This window comes from Sphingomonas yabuuchiae, assembly GCF_001477495.1.
GTDB lineage: Bacteria > Pseudomonadota > Alphaproteobacteria > Sphingomonadales > Sphingomonadaceae > Sphingomonas > Sphingomonas yabuuchiae_A.
The window spans coordinates 1-17780 of record NZ_LDTF01000013.1 but is presented as its reverse complement, the minus strand read 5'-3'; the positions used below and the strand labels follow the sequence as shown (position 1 = coordinate 17780).

Below are 17780 nucleotides of genomic sequence, written 5' to 3'. Positions count from 1 at the left end.
CCTCCCCGGCACGGGGAGGGGGACCATGCGAAGCATGGTGGAGGGGGTGTGCCCCACGGGATGACCTATGTGGCACGCCCCCTTCGTCAGGCCTGCGGCCTGCCACCTCCCCGTGCCGGGGAGGATTGAGACGCTGTGCGCATCATAACCCTTCCCGCAGCGGACGATTTCGAAGCCTGGCGCGACGCCGCGCGGGGGTTGATTGCCGACAGCGTGCCGCCCGATCAGGTCGTATGGCAGGTCGGCGATCAGCCCGCCGATTTGTTCGGCGCGGTCGCTGAGGACAATCCGGCCGCCGCCGCCCCCCGCTTCAACGTTTCGCGCGGCTTCATCGACCTTGCGCGCAGCGTCATCCTGTCCAACGATCCCGAGCGTTTCGCGTTGCTCCACACCGCGCTCGACCGGTTGCGCCGTCAGCCCCGGCTGATCGAGGATCAGGCCGATCCGCTGATCCGCCGCCTCGACCGACTGGCCAAGGCGGTGCGGCGCGACATCCACAAGATGCGCGCCTTCCTGCGCTTTCGCGAGACCGAGGATGACGACGGCCCGCGCTATGTCGCCTGGTTCGAGCCCGAACATCATATCGTGCGGGCCAATGCGGCGTTCTTCGTCAACCGCTTCACCACGATGCGCTGGTCGATCCTGACGCCTGAGGTGTCGCTCCACTGGGACGGCAAGACGCTCGCCGAAGGTCCCGGCGCGCGCAAGGCCGACGCGCCGGAGGGCGATCCGACCGAGACGGTGTGGAAGACCTATTATGCCAGCATCTTCAATCCCGCCCGCGTGAAGATCGGCGCGATGCTCAAGGAGATGCCGCGCAAATACTGGAAAAACATGCCGGAAACCGCGTTGGTCTCGGAATTGATCGCGGGCGCGCAGGCGCGGGAGACGGGTATGATCGCAACGGCCAAGACGGATGTACGGACCGGGCGCGGCGGCAATGCGCAAGCGGCCTGGATGGCGCTCCGGGACGAGGCGATGACCTGCACCCGCTGCCCCCTCCACGCGCCCGCGACCCAGACGGTGTTCGGCGAGGGACCGGTCGATGCCGCCCTGATGTTCGTCGGGGAACAGCCCGGCGACCAGGAGGATCTGGCGGGCCATCCCTTTGTCGGCCCGGCCGGTCAGGTGTTCGACCGCGCCGTGGCGGAAGCCGGGATCGACCGCGCGACCGCTTACGTCACCAACGCGGTCAAGCATTTCAAGTTCGAGCCGCGCGGCAAGCGCCGTATCCACAGCTCGCCCAACGCGGGCGAAATCCAGGCGTGCCGCTGGTGGGTCGAGCAGGAACGCCTGCTGATCCAGCCTCAGGTGACAGTGGCCTTGGGCGCGACGGCGGCGCGATCGCTGTTCGGCAAGGTGATGACGATCGGCCGCGAGCGCGGCAAGGCGCTCACCTTGCCCGATGGCGGCAAGGCCTTCATCACGGTGCATCCGAGCTATCTGCTCCGCCTGCCCGATCCGGCGGCAAAGGAGGTCGAATATGCGCGGTTCGTGGACGACCTGAAACTGGCCGCTGCAGCACTATCGTGAAGCGGCGGCCAGCGCTTCATTGTTGACCATAAGCGGGCCGGGTGCGATCGGCACCCGGCTCTCCGAAAGGATCAGCCGTGGCAGGTGCAACCGGCATGGTCGCAACCCGTGCCGCCCTCATGATGCTGGGCACAGGCGTCACTGCAGAAGCTGCGGCCTTCGGCTTCGATGGCATTGTTGACGCTGACGATGCAGACGCAATCGGCGCAGGCGCACTTCACTTGATCGACGGTGACGGCCATTCGACTTACTCCTCGTCTAGGGAATCGGGTTCGAGCACATGGTCCATCATGTTGGTCAGCATGGTCCGGATATGACAGTCGGGCAATTCGTAAAGCACGTTGCGCCCCTGCCGACTTTGCTTGAGCAAGCGCCCGGCGCGCAACAACCGTAGATGTTGCGAAACCAGGCTCTGACTCACGCCGACGTCCTGCGTCAGCTCGCCGACGGTGCGAGGCCCATCCAGACACGCGACCACCAGCCGCAGCCGATTGGGCTCGCCCAAAAGGCGAAACACATCGGCCAGTAACGCGCCCTCATCCGGTGTCATGCATATACCAAAATATGAACACATACTAATATGTTCATATCGATCTTGATGTCAATCAGGATCGATGGGTTTCAATGCCGCCGAGGCGCGGCGCGACCCGTTACATTACCCTCGGATCAGGCCCGATCCGCCCATCGGCATCGTCCAGCGCATCGATCGCCGCCATGTCCTCCTCGTCCAGTACTAGGTCGGTCGCCGCGAAATTATCCGCCATGTGCGCCGCATCGGCCGCCTTGGGGATCACCGACAGGCCGTGCGCCAGATGCCAGGCCAGCACGACCTGCGCCGTCGAACGGCCATGCTTCTCCGCGATCGCAACGATCTCCGGCAACTTCAGCAGCTCGCCACCCTGCCCCAGCGGGCTCCAGCTCTGGGTCACGATGCCCTTGGCCTCATGATAGGCGCGCGCCTCGCGCTGCTGGAAACGGGGGTGGAGTTCGATCTGGTTGACGGCGGGCACCACGCCGGTCGCCTCGATAATCCGGTCGAGATGCTCGGGCAGAAAATTGGACACGCCGATCGACTTGGCCTTGCCCGCCTCGCGGAGCGCGATCAGGCTCTGCCACGCCTCGACATAGGCGTCCTCGGCGGGAACCGGCCAGTGGATCAGATACAGGTCGACCGCCTCGACGCCCAGCAACGCCAGGCTCTCGTCCAGAGCGGCTTCGGCGTCGCGGTGGCGGTCGTTCCACAGCTTGGTGGTCAGGAACGCATCGGCGTCGCGAAAGCCGTCGCCCACGCCGCGCTCATTGCCATAGATGGCGGCGGTGTCGACCAGGCCGTATCCGGTATCCAAGCCACGCCGCACAACGAGGGCGGCCTGCGAATCCGGGATCTGATAGGTGCCCAGCCCCAGCTGGGGCATGGCGCGACCGTCGTTCAGGGTCAGCTTTGTCATACCGTCCCAAACCGGCCGCCCCCTCATGCGGTTCCGATTGACCCCCGCCCCCCGATCGCGCAAGTCGCTGCCCCCATGGTCGAGCATATTCTTTCCGCGCTGGCGAGCTTCGCCATCTGGGTCATTTCCACCGGTGGCTATCTGGGCATCATGCTGTTGATGGCGATCGAAAGCGCGTGCATTCCGCTGCCCTCCGAGATCATCATGCCGTTCGCGGGCTATCTGGTGTCGACCGGCCAGTTCAACCTGTACCTCGCTGCGACGGCGGGTGCGCTGGGCTGCAATCTGGGCTCGATCGTCGCCTATGAGATCGGCAAGCGCGGCGGGCGGCCGGTCGCCGAGCGCTGGGGCAAATATCTGCTGATCGGGCCGGGCGAACTGGACGCCGCCGACCGCTTCTTCGCCCGCTATGGCTCGATCGCGGTGCTGATCGGGCGTCTGCTGCCGGTGATCCGCACCTTCATCGCCTTTCCGGCAGGTGTGGCACGGATGAAGCTCGTCCCCTTCCACCTCTACACCTTTCTGGGCAGCTGGCCCTTCTGCCTGGTGCTGGCCATCGTCGGGCGCGAACTGGGCGAGAAGTGGGATTCGGACCCCCGCGTAAAGGCGTTCTTCCACCGGGCCGACCTGGCGATCGGGATCGTGCTGGTCGTGCTGATCGGCCTCTATATCTGGCACCGGGTACGCGGGCTGAAGCGCCCGCAGGACTGAACCAGCCACAGAGCGAGCGGGATCGCCACCGCCGCCCAGAGGTACAGGCCGTGCCAGCTCGTCCATCCCCACCATTCGGAGGGGATGGTGCGCAGGTCGCCGACCAGGAAACGCTGCTGCATCACCGCCTGCCACCAGGCCCAGCGGAAGGTCGGGGGCGCAAAGATTTCGGCCGAAGCGATGGTCAGGTTGATCGCCATCGATCCCGTCAGCACCAGCGCGAGCAGGCCGCGCATCCAGAACGGTCGCGCCATCGCCCAGAGCGACCCCAGCCCCAGCGACATCACCCCCGCCAGTGGCATGGCATGACGCGGGCCGGTGGCGTTGCCGCCATCCCAATAGACATAGGCCGCATTGACCAGCAGCGCGATCAGCGCGACCCCGGCGGCGGTCAGTGCCAGCCCGCGCGTCGCCCGTTCCTCGCCCAGCCGCCACAACCCGATCGGGGCCAGCACCAGCACCGGCGCGACCCAGACGATCCCGCGCGTCGGGCCGATCAGGATTTCGCGAAGCACCGCGATCCGGGGAAAGCTCAGCCCGAACAACCCCTGATTCATCCCCTCGAAACCGACCACGCCCGAATAGCCTATGCGAAACGGGGTCCCGAAGGCGAAGAGGTTATAGGCGAGCAGCGGCAACAGCGCGAGCAAGCCCGCCGCCAGGAACGGCACCAGCACCTTCGGGTCTGCCCGGTGCCGCCATAGCGCCCAGAGCCCGATGACCGACCCGGCCAAGACCGCCTGATACTCGACCACGACGGCCCAACCGAGCGCCAGCCCCGCCACCGCGAGCCAGCGTCCACCGCCCCGCGCCACGCCGACCAGCGCGATGACGAGCAGCGCCGCTACGCTCGCATGGCCGAGCAAAGTCGTGGAATAGCCCCAGATCGGCGTCCCTAACGCATAGCCGAGCGCGGCGAACAGCCCCGCCCCGGCACTGCCGCTCAGACCCAACGTCAGATCGAACAGTAGAACAGCCGCGATCGCGGTCAGCAGTGCAGAGCCCGTGGCGGCGGAGACGCGAGTGCGCAGCTTCAGATAATCGACGAAACCGGAATCGACGGTGGACAGGACATGATGCTCGGCCCGGTCGCCGGTAACTAGATCGGTCAGCGCCACGGCGGGCAGCGCCATCAGCGTCATGCCCGGCGCCTTATCGAGATAGGCATGCGCACCGAACTGCGCCTTGTCGATGGTCAGTGGCGCGAACGGGTCGATGGTCGCGGTGCCGTTCTCGACCATGCGGATCGCGGCGAACAGGCGGGTCGCGTTGTTGGGATTGAACTCCCACGATCCGAACCAGGCGCAGGAGAACCAGACCAGCAGGAACAGCCCCGCCCGAATGCCGCCCAACCCCTGCCACCGCGTCATCGGATCATCCCCCGGTTCGTACTCCCGGCGCTACCCGCCCTACCGGTCGGGGACAAGCGCGCCTTGGCGAGGATTGAGTCCGCCCCCTCTCCTTTTGTTCATCACCAGCCCCTATGAAGGCCGGATGCACAGCCGTTTCGAATCCCTGCCCAACCGCCGCGCCATCGTCGATCGCCGGGTGCTCGCCGAACAGGTCGCCGCCCTGGGCATCACGGGGCCGGAAGGCCGTATTCGCGTCACCCCCGTCCTGCGCGCCGCGCTCGATGCGGGGCGGCAGGAAGTGGCGCGGCGATTGTCGCTCCATCCTTCGCGCGGGCTGGAGGCGGCGGCGGCGCAGGCCTATCTGACCGATCAGGTGCTGAAGGTTCTGTTCGAGTTCACCACCGACACACTCTACCCCCTGAGCAACCCGACGGCGGGCGAGCGGCTGACCCTGATCGCGGTCGGCGGCTATGGCCGGGGCGAGATGGCGCCCTATTCGGACGTCGATATCGGCTTCCTCACCCCCTTCAAGCAGACCCCGCATGCCGAGCAGGTCATCGAATCGATGCTCTATTCGATCTGGGACCTGGGGCTGAAGGTCGGTCATTCCAGCCGCTCGATCGACGAGATGATCCGGCAGGCCAAGGGGGATGTGACGGTTCGCACCGCCCTGCTGGAGGGGCGCTTCCTGTGCGGCGACCAGGCGCTGTACGACGAGGCGTCGCGCCGCTTCAAGGCCGAGATCCAGACCGATTCGCACCGACAGTTCATCGCCGACAAGCTGGCCGAGCGGGACCTGCGCCACCGCAAGATGGGCGACACCCGCTATGTCGTCGAACCGAACGTCAAGGAGGGCAAGGGCGGCCTGCGCGACCTGCACGCCCTCTTCTGGATCGGCAAGTACGTCTATGACGTCGACCGTGCGGCCGACCTGATCGACCGGGGCCTGTTCACCCGCGAGGAATATCGGCAATTCCACCGCGCCGACAATTTCCTGTGGGCGGTGCGCTGTCACCTCCACATCATCACCGGCCGCGCCGAGGATCGGCTGACCTTCGACGTGCAGCGCCAGATCGCCGAGCGGATGCGCTTCTCCGACCGGCCGGGCAAGGCCAAGGTCGAGCGGTTCATGCAGCTCTATTTCCTGCAGGTGAAGACGGTCGGCGCGCTGACCGGTGCGTTCCTGGCGCATCTGGACGAGCGGTTCGCGGCGCGCGGGCATCGCTTCGGCCTGCCCACTATCCGCCGCCGTCCGCGCCGGTTGAACGGCTTCGTGCTCGATCGCGGGCGGCTCGCTTTGCCGCGCGACGACTTCTTTCAGGAAGACCCGGTCCGGCTGATCGAGATCTTCCAGCTTGCCGACCGGTACGAGCTGGAGGTCCATCCGCTGGCGGTGCGTGCGGCGTCGCGCGATGCCAAGCTGGCCGACGACATCCGTAACGATCCGCGCGCCAACGCGCTGTTCCTCGACGTGCTGACCAGCCGCCATGACCCCGAACTGGTGCTGCGCTGGATGAACGAGGCGGGCGTCTTCGGCCGCTTCATGCCTGACTTCGGCCGTGTCGTGGCACAGATGCAGTTCGACATGTACCACCACTATACCGTCGACGAGCATACCATCCGCGCGCTCGGCCTGCTCGCCCGGATCGAGCGGCAGGAACTGGTCGAGGAGCACCCCGTCGCCTCCGCGATCATCGACCAGATCGTGTCGCGCCGCGTCCTCTATGTCGCGGTCCTGCTCCACGACATCGCCAAGGGACGCGGCGGCGACCATTCGATCCTGGGCGCGGAGGTGGCCGAGCGGCTTTGCCCGCGCTTAGGGCTCAGCGAGGCCGAGACCGAGACGGTGGCGTGGCTGGTCCGCTGGCATCTCCTGATGTCCGCCACCGCGTTCAAGCGCGACCTGTCAGACTTCAAGACGATCCTCGACTTCTGCGAGACGGTGCAGAGCCCCGAGCGCCTGCGCCTGCTCCTGCTGCTGACCATCGTCGACATTCGCGCGGTCGGGCCGGGGACGTGGAACGGCTGGAAGCGCCAGCTGCTCGCCGATCTCTATGACGCAGCCGAGGAGGTTCTGCGCCTGGGTCACAAGCAGAGGGGCCGCACGGAGCGTATCGCCGCCAAGCAGGCGCGGCTGGCGGAGGTGCTGGGCTGGCCGGAGGCGCAGTTCGCCGCCTTGGTCCGTCGCCTGCCCGAAGCCTATTGGATCGCCGAGCCCGAGGATGTGCTGGCGCATAACGCGCGCCAGATGGCGGCGGCGGGCGATGCGCAGCTGTCGATCGACGCGCAGGTCTATGGCGAGCGCGGCGCGACCCTGGTGTCCATCTATGCCGCCGACCATCCGGGCCTGTTCTACCGCATCGCGGGCGCGATCCATGTCGCGGGCGGCAACATCATCGATGCGCGCATCCACACCACGCGCGACGGCATGGCGATCGACAATTTCCTGGTACAGGATCCGCTGGGGCGGCCCTTCGACGATCCCGGCCAGTTGTCCCGCCTGCGTCGCGCGATCGAGGATGCACTGGCCAACCGCAGCAAGCTGGCCGACCGGCTGGTCGCCAAGCCCAATGCGCGTCCGCGCGCCGATGCCTTCCACATCGCGCCCAACGTCCTGATCGACAACCGCGCGTCCAACCGCTTCACGGTGGTCGAGGTCCATGCCCGCGACCGCCCCGCACTGCTGAATCAGCTGGCTCATGCGCTGTTCCAGTCGAAGGTGACGATCCACTCCGCGCATGTCGCGACCTATGGCGAGCGCGCGGTCGACGTCTTCTATCTGACCGACCTGACCGGAGATCAGATCACCAATAGCGGCCGGTTGAAGACGCTGGAGAAAAGGCTGCTCGGCGCGGCGGCGGGCGAAGCGCTGGAGATCGCGGCGTAAACGGCCCCGCGATCACCGCACCTTGCATGGGAGCAAGATTCCCATGCTTGGGTGTGTCGTTCCGGCATGATACCGCCCCCGCATGGCCGACCGAAACGACATTCCCGCCCTGATCGCCGATATGGGCCAGCGGGCCCGCAGCGCCGCCGGCACGCTGGCGCAGATGCCGACCGAAGCCAAGGCGGATGCCCTGCGCGCCGCCGCCGCCGCGATCCGCGACGCGGCGCCGGCGGTACTGGAGGCCAATGCGCGCGACGTGGCGGCGGGCGCGGCGAACGGCCTGTCCCCTGCGATGCTCGACCGACTGCGGCTGGACGAGGCGCGGATCGCGGGCATCGTCGCGGGCGTGGAGGCGGTGGCCGCCCTGCCCGATCCCGTGGGCGAGCGGATCGACGAGCGCACCCGGCCCAACGGCCTGAACCTGTCGCGCGTTCGCGTGCCGGTGGGGGTGATCGGCATCGTTTATGAAAGCCGTCCCAACGTCACGGTCGATGCCGCGGCCCTCTGCGCCATGGCGGGCAACGCCGCGATCCTGCGCGGCGGGTCGGAGGCGGTGCACAGCAACCGCGCGCTGCACGCCGCCTTCATCCGGGGCTGGACGGCGGCCGGGGGCCCCGCGGATTCGGTGCAGCTGGTGCCCACCACCGACCGTGCGGCGGTGGGCGCGATGCTGGCCGCCGATGGCCTGATCGACCTGCTGATCCCGCGCGGCGGCAAGAGCCTGGTCGCGCGGGTGCAGGCCGAGGCGAAGGTGCCGGTGCTCGCGCATCTCGACGGGATCAACCATGTCTATGTCGACGGTTCGGCCGATCATGCGATGGCGACGCGTATCGTCCGCGACGCCAAGATGCGCCGCACCGGCATTTGCGGGGCTATGGAGACGCTGCTGATCGACCGCGCCTATTGCCACCCCGCCGAACTGGTCGCCGCGCTGGTCGACGCAGGCTGTACGGTGCGCGGGGATGCCGACATCCGCGAGATCGTCCCCGGGCTGGAGGCCGCAACGGCCGAGGACTGGGATACCGAATATCTCGACGCCATCGCCAGCGTCGCGCTGATCGACGGCGTGGAGGGGGCGATGGCGCATATCGCCGCGCATGGATCGCACCATACCGACGCGATCGTCGCCGAGGACACGGGCGTTGCCGAGCGCTTCCTGGCCCAGGTCGACAGCGCGATCGTGTTGTGGAACGCCTCGACCCAGTTCGCGGACGGCGGCGAATTCGGGCTGGGGGCGGAGATCGGCATTGCCACCGGGCGGCTGCACGCGCGCGGGCCTGTCGCGCTGGAGGGATTGACCACCTATAAGTGGATCGGGCGCGGCACGGGGCAGATCAGAGGGTGAAGATCGGTCTGCTCGGCGGGTCGTTCAATCCCGCGCATAAGGGGCATCGCCGCATCACGCTGGACGCGATGCGCGCGCTCGACCTGGACGAGGTATGGTGGCTGGTGTCGCCGGGCAATCCGTTGAAGGACGGTGCCAGCGACATGGCCCCCTTCGCGGCGCGGTTCGCCTCGGCGCGGAAGATGGCGCGCCGCGCGCCGATCCGGGCCAGCGCGATCGAGCAGGAACTGCACACCCGCTACACGCTCGACACGGTGCGGAAAATCCAGCGTCGCTACCCCGGCCACACCTTCATCTGGCTGATGGGCGAGGACAATCTGGAGCAATTTCATCGCTGGCGGCGGTGGCGTGATATTGCCCGCGCGATCCCGATTGCGGTTATCGGCCGTCCGGGGTACAATGCCACCGCCCACGCGACACCCGCGCTGGGCTGGTTCAGGCGTTTCCAGAGGCGTCCGGGCCAGGCGAAGAACTGGACGATGTGGAGTTTGCCGGCCTTCGTGCTGTTGCGCTTCCGCCCCGACCCGACTTCCGCCACGGGCCTTCGGGCCCGCGATCCGGACTGGTTTCGGCATATGGGCCGGAACGTCCCCTGAACAGGAGCTCACTTGGCCACTTCCCCGCAATCGCCGCGTCCGTCCGATCCCGCCGAGGTGGAGGCGCTGCATCGCCTGATCCTCGCGTCGCTGGATGACGACCAGGCGGTGGAGACGATCTCGATCCCGCTCGCGGGCAAATCGTCGATTGCCGATTTCATGGTGATCGCCAGCGGTCGCTCGACCCGGCAGGTCGCCTCGATGGCGATGAAACTCGCCGAGAAGATCAAGGCCGAGTTCGGCCGCTCGGTCCGGATCGAAGGTCTGCCGACCGCCGACTGGGTGCTGATCGACGCGAACGACGTCATCGTCCACCTGTTCCGGCCCGAGGTTCGCAGCTTCTACAATCTGGAGCGCATGTGGGCGTTCGGCGACGCACCGACCCCATCCGCGAGTCCCGCCGACCGTAGCCTCTGATACCGGCAAGGTCCGCCCGTGCTGCTGCACATCGTCGCGCGCGGGCGGATCGGCCGTTCGCCCGAGGCCGAGCTGGTCGACCGCTATATCAAGCGGATCGGCTGGCCGACCAAGGTCACCGAGCTCTCCGATACCGGCGGTAAGGTGCCACTGCTGGAGGGACAGACGCGTCTGGTCCTGATGGACGAAAAGGGCGAGAATCTGTCCTCGATGGATTTCGCGCGTCGGCTGGAACGTTGGCGCGATGACGGCGTGCGCGAGTGCCGCTTCATGATCGGCGCGGCGGACGGGTTCGAGGATGCCGACCGGGCACGCGCCGACCTGCTCATCTCCTATGGCCGGGCGACCTGGCCGCACATGATGGCGCGCGCGATGCTGGCCGAACAGCTGTTCCGCGCGACGAGCATCCTCGCCAACCACCCCTATCACCGCGAAGGCTGACCGCGTGGCACGGCGTCACGGCGTGCTGGCGCTGGCGGCCCTGGCGCTGCTCGGCGCGACCGACATCGCTGCCGACCAGCGACGGCTGGCCGAGGCCCGTGCGGGCGCAGCGGCGGCGCAGGCGCGGGCCCAGGCGCTGGAGCGACAGGCAGGCGCCGAGCGCAACGCCGCCGCCATCGCCCAGGCCAGGGAACGCGCCATGGCCGCCCGCGTCGCGGCGGCGGAGGCCGAGGTGACGGCAGCCCGCGCCCGCGTCGATCTGGTCGCCGGGCTGCTGGAGCAGCAACAGGCGAAGCTGGCCCGGGCGCAGGCTCCGCTCGCGCATCTGCTCGCCGCGATGCAGAGCATGGCCGCGCGTCCCCCGGTCGCGGCGGTGGCGCAGCCCGGCTCGGTCGCCGATCTGGCGCATGTCCGCGCGGTCTTCGCGACTATCGCCCCCGTCATCGCCCAACGTTCCGCGACCGTCCGCGCCGAGCTGGCCGCCACGCGTCGCGTCCGCGCCCAGGTGACGGTAGCGGCGCGCGCCCTCACCGACACCACCGCGAAGCTCGAGTCCGAACGCCAGGCACTGGCCCGGCTGGAGGCAAACCATCGCGGCCGCGCCGAGACGCTGGGCCAGGTCGCGGTCGATGAATCCAACCGCGCGCTGGCCTTGGGCGAAGCCGCGCGCGATATCGTCGACCGCATGGCCGAGCGCGGCGAGGCACAGGCGACAGCAGGCGAACTGGTCGCCCTCCCCGGCCCTGTCTCGCGTCCGCTCGGGGCAGGCGTCATGGGGCCGGTGATCCCCCCGGACACCTATCGCCTGCCGGTGAAGGGACGGGTGACAGGCGGCTTCGGCGAGGTTTCCGACGCGGGCGTCCGTGCGCGCGGTATCACGCTGGCCACCGTCCCCTACGCCCCTGTCGTCGCCCCCGCAGGCGGCGAGGTCCGCTACGCGGGCGCGTTCCGGGGCTATGGCGGCATCGTCATCCTGAATCACGGCACCGGCTGGACCAGTCTGGTGACCGGCCTGGGCGGCATCGCGGTCAAACCCGGCGACCATGTCGCAGCAGGAACGGTCCTCGGCCGCGCAGGACGGGGACGAGGCGGCATCGAGCCGCGCGTGACGGTCGAGCTGCGCCGCGACGGGCGCCCAATGGATATTGCCGCCATTCTGGGGTGATGGCAGCTTTCCGGCTTAACCGAAGCCTTCGTCAGCCTTTGGGAACAAAGATTGCTGTTTTGCCATCAGCTCCATTGCGAAAGATCGGTGTCGTACCGCCTTTCAGCGCCTCAGCCATATCGCGCTTCAACGTCGCCGGATCGGGCAATCCCGTATAGTATTTCCAACCGATGAACTCGGCCTTGGTCATCGTCGCCAGCAGATAGCCCTCGACCGGGGCTGGCCGCCCTTGTTTCGATGCCTCGATCGCCTTGAGGATGTTCGTGACCGCAACGATCCGGGCGATCGGCCCGCCCTTAAGAGCTGGCTGCGCAATCCTCAATCGGCCAGCCTTGTCATCTCCATATAGCTGGTAGGATGCGGAGCCGGTATCGAACGCTCCGAGATCACAAGCAGGCTTTTGCTTTGCCGCATTCGCATAGTCGATATGCATGAGTTTCGGCATCATGCTCATCGAAACGATCAGGTCCGCATCCGCCTGGACGGATGCGTCGACCGGCTTTGCGACCGCTCCGGCATCAGAGGAAACCGAACATTGCGCCCAGGCGGAAGGTGTCGCAAAAAGCACCGCCGCCGCAGATAAAAACGCAAATCGATGACGCATGACGCTTCTTCCTGATGATCGGCATCCAGGGTCGCCCCCTTTGAAGCCATCCGTCAAGCGATATGCCTGCGCTGCATGCGCGCTCCCCGCCCCCCGCTCACCCCCCGTTCAGCACGGTTGCGCTTTGATTGCGTCCGGCTTCCCGCTACACAGGCGGTTCGCTTATCTGGTCCAGGACCCTCGATGCCCCGTTTGCTGCCGAACCGTCCGCTTCTGACTGCTACTGCCCTTGTCGGCGCGCTGGCCATGGTGCCGATCACGACCTCTGCGATGGCGGCGGTGGACAGCTCGACCGTTCGCCAGTTCGACCGGTTCCTCGACGTCTACAACCGGATCAAGGCCGATTATGTCGACAAGGTCGACGACGACACGCTGATCAAGGGCGCGATCCAGGGGATGCTGGCGGCGCTCGACCCGCATAGCAGCTATGTCGACGCGCTCGACTTCGACAATCTCAAGATCCAGACCGAGGGCAATTATGGCGGCCTGGGCCTGACCGTCTCGATGGAGGATGGCGCGATCAAGGTCATCGCGCCGCAGGAGGATACCCCGGCGGGCCGTGCGGGCGTGAAGTCGGGCGATTACATCACCCATATCGACGGCAAGCTGATCTACGGCCAGTCGCTGGACGAAGCGATCGGCCAGATGCGGGGCAAGCCCGGCACCAAGATCAAGCTGACCATCGTCCGCCCCGGCCGCGACAAGCCGATCGAACTGACCCTGACCCGCGAGGTCATCGTCCAGCGCCCGGTCAAGTGGGAGGTGAAGGGTGATGTCGGATACATCAACATCAACACCTTCTCGGAGAATACGGGCGCCGACACCCGCGCGGCGATCATGGCGATCGACAAGGCGCTGGGCCACCGGCCGCTGGGCTATGTCGTCGACCTGCGCGACAATGGCGGCGGTCTGCTGACCCAGGCGATCGCGGTCAGCGACGCGTTCCTGGATCATGGCGAGATCGTGTCGCAGCGCGGGCGCGAGAAGTCCGATATCGAACGCTATTACGCCAAGCCCGGCGACGACGCGCATGGCCTGCCGGTGATCGTGCTGACCAACTCCGGCACGGCATCGGCCTCCGAGATCGTGGCGGGCGCGTTGCAGGATCATCACCGCGCGCTGGTGATGGGCGAGCGCAGCTTCGGCAAGGGCTCGGTCCAGACGCTGCTGCCGCTGGGGCCGGAGACGGCGCTCCGCCTGACCACCGCGCGCTACTACACGCCATCGGGCCGGTCGGTGCAGGAGGGCGGGATCGAGCCGGACATCAAAGTGCCCGAAATCTCCGATCCCGATTACAAGACGCGCCCCGTCTTCCGCGAGGCCGATCTGCGCCGCCACCTGATCAACGAGGTGAAAGCCGACAACGCGATCCTGGAAGAGGACACCAAGCCCGATCCGCGCTTCGCGATGACGCCCGAGCAGTTGAAGAAGCAGGGGATCGAAGACTTCCAGCTTTATTACGCGCTGAAGACCATCGCGCGCCTCGGCGGCCCGGCGCAAATCGCCGCCGCCACCAAGCCGCCGGTGAAGTGACGATGGCGACTCCGCGTACCCGGAACGAACGGCTGGCCAACGTCATCGCCTTCGCCCTGCCCGCCGCCCTGCTGGCGGGAGCCTGGGGCAGCCAGCTGATCGGCGGCCTCTACCCGTGCGAGATGTGCCATTGGCAGCGCTGGCCGCATTATGCCGCGTTGGTGCCCGCCTTCCTCGCCTTCTTCGTGCCGCAACGCAGCGTCCGGGGATCGCTTGTCGTGCTTGCGGCGTTGTTGATCGCGGTGTCGGGGGCGATCGGTGTCGCCCATGCCGGGGTCGAATATGGCTGGTGGCAGGGCTTTACCGCGTGCACCTCGACGGTGAGTTTCACGGGCGGGAGCGCCGCCGACCGGCTGAACGCGATTCTGAAGGCGCCGGTCATCCGCTGCGATGTGGCGCAATGGACCCTGGGCGGGATTTCGCTGGCCGGGTTCAACGCGATCTTCTCGCTGGGCGGTGCGGCGGCGATACTGCTGTTGATGAGGAAGGCGCGATGAGCCAGCTTCGCTGGATGCCGGGCGACCGGCGCGAACCGATGAAGGCCATGGTCCGGGTGGACCAGGCCGGGGAATATGGCGCGACCCGTATCTATGCGGGTCAGCTGGCGGTGCTGGGCGACCGGCATCCCTTCGCCCGCGCGATCCATCATATGGCCGAGCAGGAAGAGCGCCACCGCGCCTTTTTCGACCGGATGATCGCCGAGCGCCGGGTGCGCCCGACGCTGTTCCAGCCCTTCTGGGACAAGGCGGGCTTCGCACTGGGGGCGATCACGGCGGCGATCGGGCCCAAGGCGGCGATGGCCTGCACCGCGGCGGTCGAGACCGAGATCGACAAGCACTACCAGGAACAGCGCGACCAGCTGGGCGACAGCGACCCCGAATTGTCCGAGGCCATCGCCGATTTCCAGGCCGAGGAACTGGAGCATCGCGACCATGCGCTGGGCGCCGGCGCGGAAGAGGCGATCGCCTATCCGGTGATGTACGGACTGATCCGGGCGGGCTGCAAGGTCGCGATTGCGGCGGCCAAGCGCCTCTGAACGATATTGCGGGAGAGAGAGGATGACGAACCGGTCCCGGGCCGCCGGCATGTTGGCCATAATGACGATCGCAGGTATCGGCGCGGCCCCCGCGACGGCACAGCAGGTCGCCGCCCCCGGCGCGCTGCCGCCCAAGAAGATCGAGGCCCCCGGCGAGGTCTCCCGCAACGCCCCCGTCAACGGCGTGCTGACCCTGTTCGGCAACGAACGCTGCCCGACGGACAATCAGGGCAACGAGATCGTGGTCTGCGTCCGGCGCGGCGCGGAGGAACAGTTCCGCGTGCCCAAGGAACTGCGCGACCTGCAGGTCACGCCCGAGAATGAAAGCTGGGCGGCGCGGGCGACGGGCACGCTGAACGAGGGTGCGGGCGTCAACAGCATCGGCAGCTGCTCGGCGGTCGGCGCGGGTGGCGCGACCGGCTGTTTCGTTCAGCGCGCGCGGGAGAACCGTGCGGTCAACGCCCAGCGCAAGCGTGACGAAGAACCGCGCAATCCGTAACCTGCGGGTAAAGGCTTTTGGGGCGCCCATTCCATTCAGGCATGGCCGAGGATCCCATCGGGAGCGCGTTGGTAGCTTCTGCAAACGTGCCGTAACTGGACCCCGGCCTTCGCCGGGGTGGCGCGTCGAGATGCGCAAGCGCAATTCACGGCAAGTGTCGTCGAAGCGCCCGCACCGCAGCGGCAGCTTGGCGAATGTTGGTCCTTGGCCTTCGACTTCGCTCAGGCTGAACGGGGGGTGGGGAAATCGACTGACATGGGTCGGGGCAGATTCATCCGTCCTGCCGCCATTTCCAACTTCCGTTCACGCTGAGCGAAGTCGAAGCGCATGTCAGACTCGGGCGGCGGGACCTATACCGGACCTGCCCCCCCCCCATGAGAATGCAACGGGGAAAGCCCTGCCGCCCCCTCAAGCCGCCTCCGCCTGCACCCGAGGCACCTGCGCGATCCGTTCCAGTGCCATCGCACGCGCAGCCTCATCCGGCGTGATGCCGTTCTGCTCCGCCAGCGCCAGCACCGCGCCCATCTTCCGTCCGACGGCCAGCACCCGCCGCCGCACCTCGGCCGCGCGCCAGCCCAGATATTCGCCCGCCACATTGATGATCCCGCCCGCATTCGCCAGGAAATCCGGTGCATAGAGGATGTTTCGCGCGGCCAGCCGTTCGGCCATGTCTTCGCTTGCCAGCTGGTTGTTGGCCGCCCCGCACACCACGCTCGCGCGCAACTGGGCGACCGTATCGGCATCCAGCACCCCACCCAGGGCGCAGGGCGCCAGCACGTCGACGCGCGATGACAGCAGCGCCCGGCTGCTCATGACCATCGCGCCGAACCGGTCGGCCGCCCGCGCCGCCGCCTCGCTGCGCGGTTCCGCAACGATCAGCTTGGCCCCCTGCTCGTGGAGCAGTTCGCACAGCGCATAGCCGACATGGCCCAGCCCCTGGACCCCGACCGTCACATCGGACAGGTCTGCGCCCAGTCGCTGGCGCACCGCGACACGCATCGCCTGAACCACGCCCAGTGCCGTCCAGGGCGACGGATCGCCGCCGGGCTTCTCGCCCGATATGGGCAGCCCCGCGACATGGCGGGTGCGTGTGGCGACCTCCGCCATATCCGCCACGCTCGTCCCGACATCCTCGGCGGTGACATAGCGGCCCTTCAGTTCGGCCACCTGACGCCCAAAGGCGCGGAACAGGGCGGCGCGATCGAACGGTCCATGGGGCAGGCGGATGACCGCCTTGCCGCCGCCAAAGGGAAGATCGGCCAGCGCATTCTTCAACGCCATGCCCTCGGCCAGCCGCAACGCATCGACCGTCGCGCTGCGCTCATCGTCATAATGCCACAACCGGCATCCACCCGCCGCCGGGCCGAGCGTGGTCGAATGCAGCACGATGACGCCACTCGCGCCGCTGTCCTTGTCGTGGAACGTCACCACCTCTTCGGGCGGCAGGCTCTGTCGGTCTTGGGCTGGGTGCAGCATCGGTCATATCCCTGAACTTTCTCTGACATGGAGATAGCCCAGGTCGGCAGGCGAAACTGATCCGATTGATTAGGCGATTGCGGATTTATCGGTTATTATAACCTCACGAATACGGATTTGGGGATGGAATGGCTCACGATCTCGATATCTGGGAACGACGCATCCTTGCCCTGCTGCAGGAGGATGCCAGTCTGTCCACTGCCGCCATTGCCGAAGCCGTTGGCCTGTCGGCCTCGCCCTGCTGGCGGCGGATCGACCGATTGGAGCGCGACGGGATCATCAAGCGCCGGGTCGCGCTGGTCGACCGCGCCAAGGTCGGACTGAAGGCGCAGATCTTCGCGCAGGTGAAGCTCAACGCCCATGGCCGCGCCAATCTCGACGAGTTCACCGCCGCCATCCGTGAGGTGCCGGAAGTGATGGAGTGTCACGTGCTGATGGGCTCGGTCGACTTCATGCTGCGCATCGTGGCGGCCGATATCGAATCCTATGAGCGACTGTTTTTCGAAAAGCTGTCGAACCTGCCCGGAGTGCAGGAAATCAACTCGACGGTCGCTCTGTCGGAGATCAAGTCGACCACGTCGCTGCCGATTGCGGGGTGAGGCCCTCCCCTTGCGATGGAAGCCTGTCGCAGGGCGCATAGTCGAAGTGCACGCCATGCGCTGGATCGAGGCTGTTCGGACGGAATTGCCTGCGACGCCAAGCCTTACGACATAGAATGCCCCCCTCCCCTTCAGGGG

Annotated in this window: 19 protein-coding genes; 13 read left to right on the top strand and 6 right to left on the bottom strand. The window is 67.2% G+C overall.

The features are described 5' to 3' along the window. Window positions 1–135 precede the first annotated feature (135 nt). Entirely contained in the window at window positions 136–1533 is a 1398-nt protein-coding gene (locus tag NS355_RS04325; protein WP_058744563.1) for a UdgX family uracil-DNA binding protein, read from the top strand. A gap of 71 nt (window positions 1534–1604) precedes the next feature. On the opposite strand, the gene NS355_RS04320 is transcribed toward NS355_RS04325, so the two are convergent. The 3 genes from NS355_RS04320 to NS355_RS04310 all read right to left on the bottom strand — a co-directional run bounded on the left by NS355_RS04320 (window position 1605) and on the right by NS355_RS04310 (window position 2981). Next, window positions 1605–1775: a metallothionein gene (locus NS355_RS04320; RefSeq protein WP_056436918.1), complete on the bottom strand. Its 171-nt coding sequence runs from the start codon at window positions 1773–1775 to the stop codon at window positions 1605–1607. A 5-nt stretch (window positions 1776–1780) separates the two neighbouring features. Then, the gene (locus NS355_RS04315; RefSeq protein ID WP_058744562.1) at window positions 1781–2083 is read right to left on the bottom strand and encodes an ArsR/SmtB family transcription factor; all 303 of its coding nucleotides are present in this window, start codon (window positions 2081–2083) and stop codon (window positions 1781–1783) included. Between the two features lie 100 nt (window positions 2084–2183). Next, entirely contained in the window at window positions 2184–2981 is a 798-nt protein-coding gene (locus NS355_RS04310) for an aldo/keto reductase (RefSeq protein WP_058744561.1), read from the bottom strand. 75 nt (window positions 2982–3056) lie between these two features. On the opposite strand from NS355_RS04310, the gene NS355_RS04305 reads away from it, so the two are divergent. After that, window positions 3057–3692, top strand: coding sequence for a DedA family protein (locus NS355_RS04305; protein ID WP_058744560.1), 636 nt, complete (start codon window positions 3057–3059; stop codon window positions 3690–3692). Here the strand turns inward: NS355_RS04305 and NS355_RS04300 are convergent. Beyond that, the gene (locus NS355_RS04300) at window positions 3647–5062 is read right to left on the bottom strand and encodes a hypothetical protein (protein WP_209445017.1); all 1416 of its coding nucleotides are present in this window, start codon (window positions 5060–5062) and stop codon (window positions 3647–3649) included. The genes NS355_RS04305 and NS355_RS04300 overlap by 46 nt on opposite strands. A 124-nt stretch (window positions 5063–5186) precedes the next feature. Here NS355_RS04300 and NS355_RS04295 point away from each other — a divergent pair, with 124 nt between their 5' ends. From NS355_RS04295 to NS355_RS04270, 6 genes are all read left to right on the top strand, one after another. Beyond that, window positions 5187–7931: a [protein-PII] uridylyltransferase gene (locus NS355_RS04295; RefSeq protein WP_058744583.1), complete on the top strand. Its 2745-nt coding sequence runs from the start codon at window positions 5187–5189 to the stop codon at window positions 7929–7931. Window positions 7932–8013: 82 nt separating this feature from the next. Next, window positions 8014–9276, top strand: coding sequence for a glutamate-5-semialdehyde dehydrogenase (locus NS355_RS04290; RefSeq protein ID WP_058744559.1), 1263 nt, complete (start codon window positions 8014–8016; stop codon window positions 9274–9276). After that, complete coding sequence (locus NS355_RS04285) at window positions 9273–9872, top strand: nicotinate-nucleotide adenylyltransferase (RefSeq protein ID WP_058744558.1); 600 nt, start codon at window positions 9273–9275, stop codon at window positions 9870–9872. The genes NS355_RS04290 and NS355_RS04285 overlap by 4 nt, the downstream gene beginning before the upstream one ends. Before the next feature lie 12 nt (window positions 9873–9884). After that, window positions 9885–10289, top strand: coding sequence for a ribosome silencing factor (gene rsfS, locus NS355_RS04280; RefSeq protein WP_058744557.1), 405 nt, complete (start codon window positions 9885–9887; stop codon window positions 10287–10289). Window positions 10290–10307: 18 nt separating this feature from the next. Beyond that, the gene (locus tag NS355_RS04275) at window positions 10308–10730 is read left to right on the top strand and encodes a 23S rRNA (pseudouridine(1915)-N(3))-methyltransferase RlmH (RefSeq protein WP_058744556.1); all 423 of its coding nucleotides are present in this window, start codon (window positions 10308–10310) and stop codon (window positions 10728–10730) included. A 4-nt stretch (window positions 10731–10734) separates the two neighbouring features. Next, on the top strand, window positions 10735–11895 hold the full coding sequence (locus NS355_RS04270) for a murein hydrolase activator EnvC family protein (protein ID WP_244489551.1): 1161 nt from the start codon (window positions 10735–10737) through the stop codon (window positions 11893–11895). A gap of 31 nt (window positions 11896–11926) precedes the next feature. On the opposite strand, the gene NS355_RS04265 is transcribed toward NS355_RS04270, so the two are convergent. Then, a complete protein-coding gene (locus tag NS355_RS04265) occupies window positions 11927–12499 on the bottom strand; it encodes a hypothetical protein (RefSeq protein WP_058744555.1) in 573 nt (190 codons plus the stop codon). Between the two features lie 183 nt (window positions 12500–12682). Here NS355_RS04265 and NS355_RS04260 point away from each other — a divergent pair, with 183 nt between their 5' ends. The 4 genes from NS355_RS04260 to NS355_RS04245 all read left to right on the top strand — a co-directional run bounded on the left by NS355_RS04260 (window position 12683) and on the right by NS355_RS04245 (window position 15567). Next, on the top strand, window positions 12683–14032 hold the full coding sequence (locus tag NS355_RS04260) for a S41 family peptidase (RefSeq protein WP_058744554.1): 1350 nt from the start codon (window positions 12683–12685) through the stop codon (window positions 14030–14032). A 2-nt stretch (window positions 14033–14034) separates the two neighbouring features. Continuing rightward, window positions 14035–14529 carry a disulfide bond formation protein B gene (locus NS355_RS04255; RefSeq protein ID WP_058744553.1) on the top strand — a complete coding sequence of 165 codons (495 nt, stop codon included), beginning with the start codon at window positions 14035–14037 and terminating at the stop codon, window positions 14527–14529. Then, window positions 14526–15068 (top strand): demethoxyubiquinone hydroxylase family protein, encoded by a 543-nt coding sequence (locus NS355_RS04250; RefSeq protein ID WP_058744552.1) that lies wholly within the window; start codon window positions 14526–14528, stop codon window positions 15066–15068. The genes NS355_RS04255 and NS355_RS04250 overlap by 4 nt, the downstream gene beginning before the upstream one ends. Window positions 15069–15129: 61 nt before the next feature. Further along, on the top strand, window positions 15130–15567 hold the full coding sequence (locus NS355_RS04245) for a hypothetical protein (RefSeq protein WP_244489550.1): 438 nt from the start codon (window positions 15130–15132) through the stop codon (window positions 15565–15567). A 408-nt stretch (window positions 15568–15975) separates the two neighbouring features. Here NS355_RS04245 and NS355_RS04240 read toward each other — a convergent pair whose 3' ends face one another. Continuing rightward, complete coding sequence (locus NS355_RS04240; protein ID WP_058744550.1) at window positions 15976–17043, bottom strand: Glu/Leu/Phe/Val family dehydrogenase; 1068 nt, start codon at window positions 17041–17043, stop codon at window positions 15976–15978. Window positions 17044–17171: 128 nt separating this feature from the next. Here NS355_RS04240 and NS355_RS04235 point away from each other — a divergent pair, with 128 nt between their 5' ends. Further along, window positions 17172–17642: an Lrp/AsnC family transcriptional regulator gene (locus NS355_RS04235; RefSeq protein ID WP_058744549.1), complete on the top strand. Its 471-nt coding sequence runs from the start codon at window positions 17172–17174 to the stop codon at window positions 17640–17642. The last annotated feature ends 138 nt before the right edge of the window (window positions 17643–17780 follow it).

Excerpts from the sequence above, each read along its gene's own strand:
- NS355_RS04320 (WP_056436918.1), bottom strand. The coding sequence starts at position 1,775 with ATGGCCGTCACCGTCGATCAAGTGAAGTGCGCCTGCGCCGATTGCGTC.
- NS355_RS04315 (WP_058744562.1), bottom strand. The coding sequence starts at position 2,083 with ATGACACCGGATGAGGGCGCGTTACTGGCCGATGTGTTTCGCCTTTTG.
- NS355_RS04310 (WP_058744561.1), bottom strand. The coding sequence starts at position 2,981 with ATGACAAAGCTGACCCTGAACGACGGTCGCGCCATGCCCCAGCTGGGG.
- NS355_RS04305 (WP_058744560.1), top strand. The coding sequence starts at position 3,057 with ATGGTCGAGCATATTCTTTCCGCGCTGGCGAGCTTCGCCATCTGGGTC.
- NS355_RS04300 (WP_209445017.1), bottom strand. The coding sequence starts at position 5,062 with ATGACGCGGTGGCAGGGGTTGGGCGGCATTCGGGCGGGGCTGTTCCTG.
- NS355_RS04295 (WP_058744583.1), top strand. The coding sequence starts at position 5,187 with ATGCACAGCCGTTTCGAATCCCTGCCCAACCGCCGCGCCATCGTCGAT.
- NS355_RS04290 (WP_058744559.1), top strand. The coding sequence starts at position 8,014 with ATGGCCGACCGAAACGACATTCCCGCCCTGATCGCCGATATGGGCCAG.
- NS355_RS04265 (WP_058744555.1), bottom strand. The coding sequence starts at position 12,499 with ATGCGTCATCGATTTGCGTTTTTATCTGCGGCGGCGGTGCTTTTTGCG.
- NS355_RS04260 (WP_058744554.1), top strand. The coding sequence starts at position 12,683 with ATGCCCCGTTTGCTGCCGAACCGTCCGCTTCTGACTGCTACTGCCCTT.
- NS355_RS04255 (WP_058744553.1), top strand. The coding sequence starts at position 14,035 with ATGGCGACTCCGCGTACCCGGAACGAACGGCTGGCCAACGTCATCGCC.
- NS355_RS04250 (WP_058744552.1), top strand. The coding sequence starts at position 14,526 with ATGAGCCAGCTTCGCTGGATGCCGGGCGACCGGCGCGAACCGATGAAG.
- NS355_RS04245 (WP_244489550.1), top strand. The coding sequence starts at position 15,130 with ATGACGATCGCAGGTATCGGCGCGGCCCCCGCGACGGCACAGCAGGTC.
- NS355_RS04240 (WP_058744550.1), bottom strand. The coding sequence starts at position 17,043 with ATGCTGCACCCAGCCCAAGACCGACAGAGCCTGCCGCCCGAAGAGGTG.
- NS355_RS04235 (WP_058744549.1), top strand. The coding sequence starts at position 17,172 with ATGGCTCACGATCTCGATATCTGGGAACGACGCATCCTTGCCCTGCTG.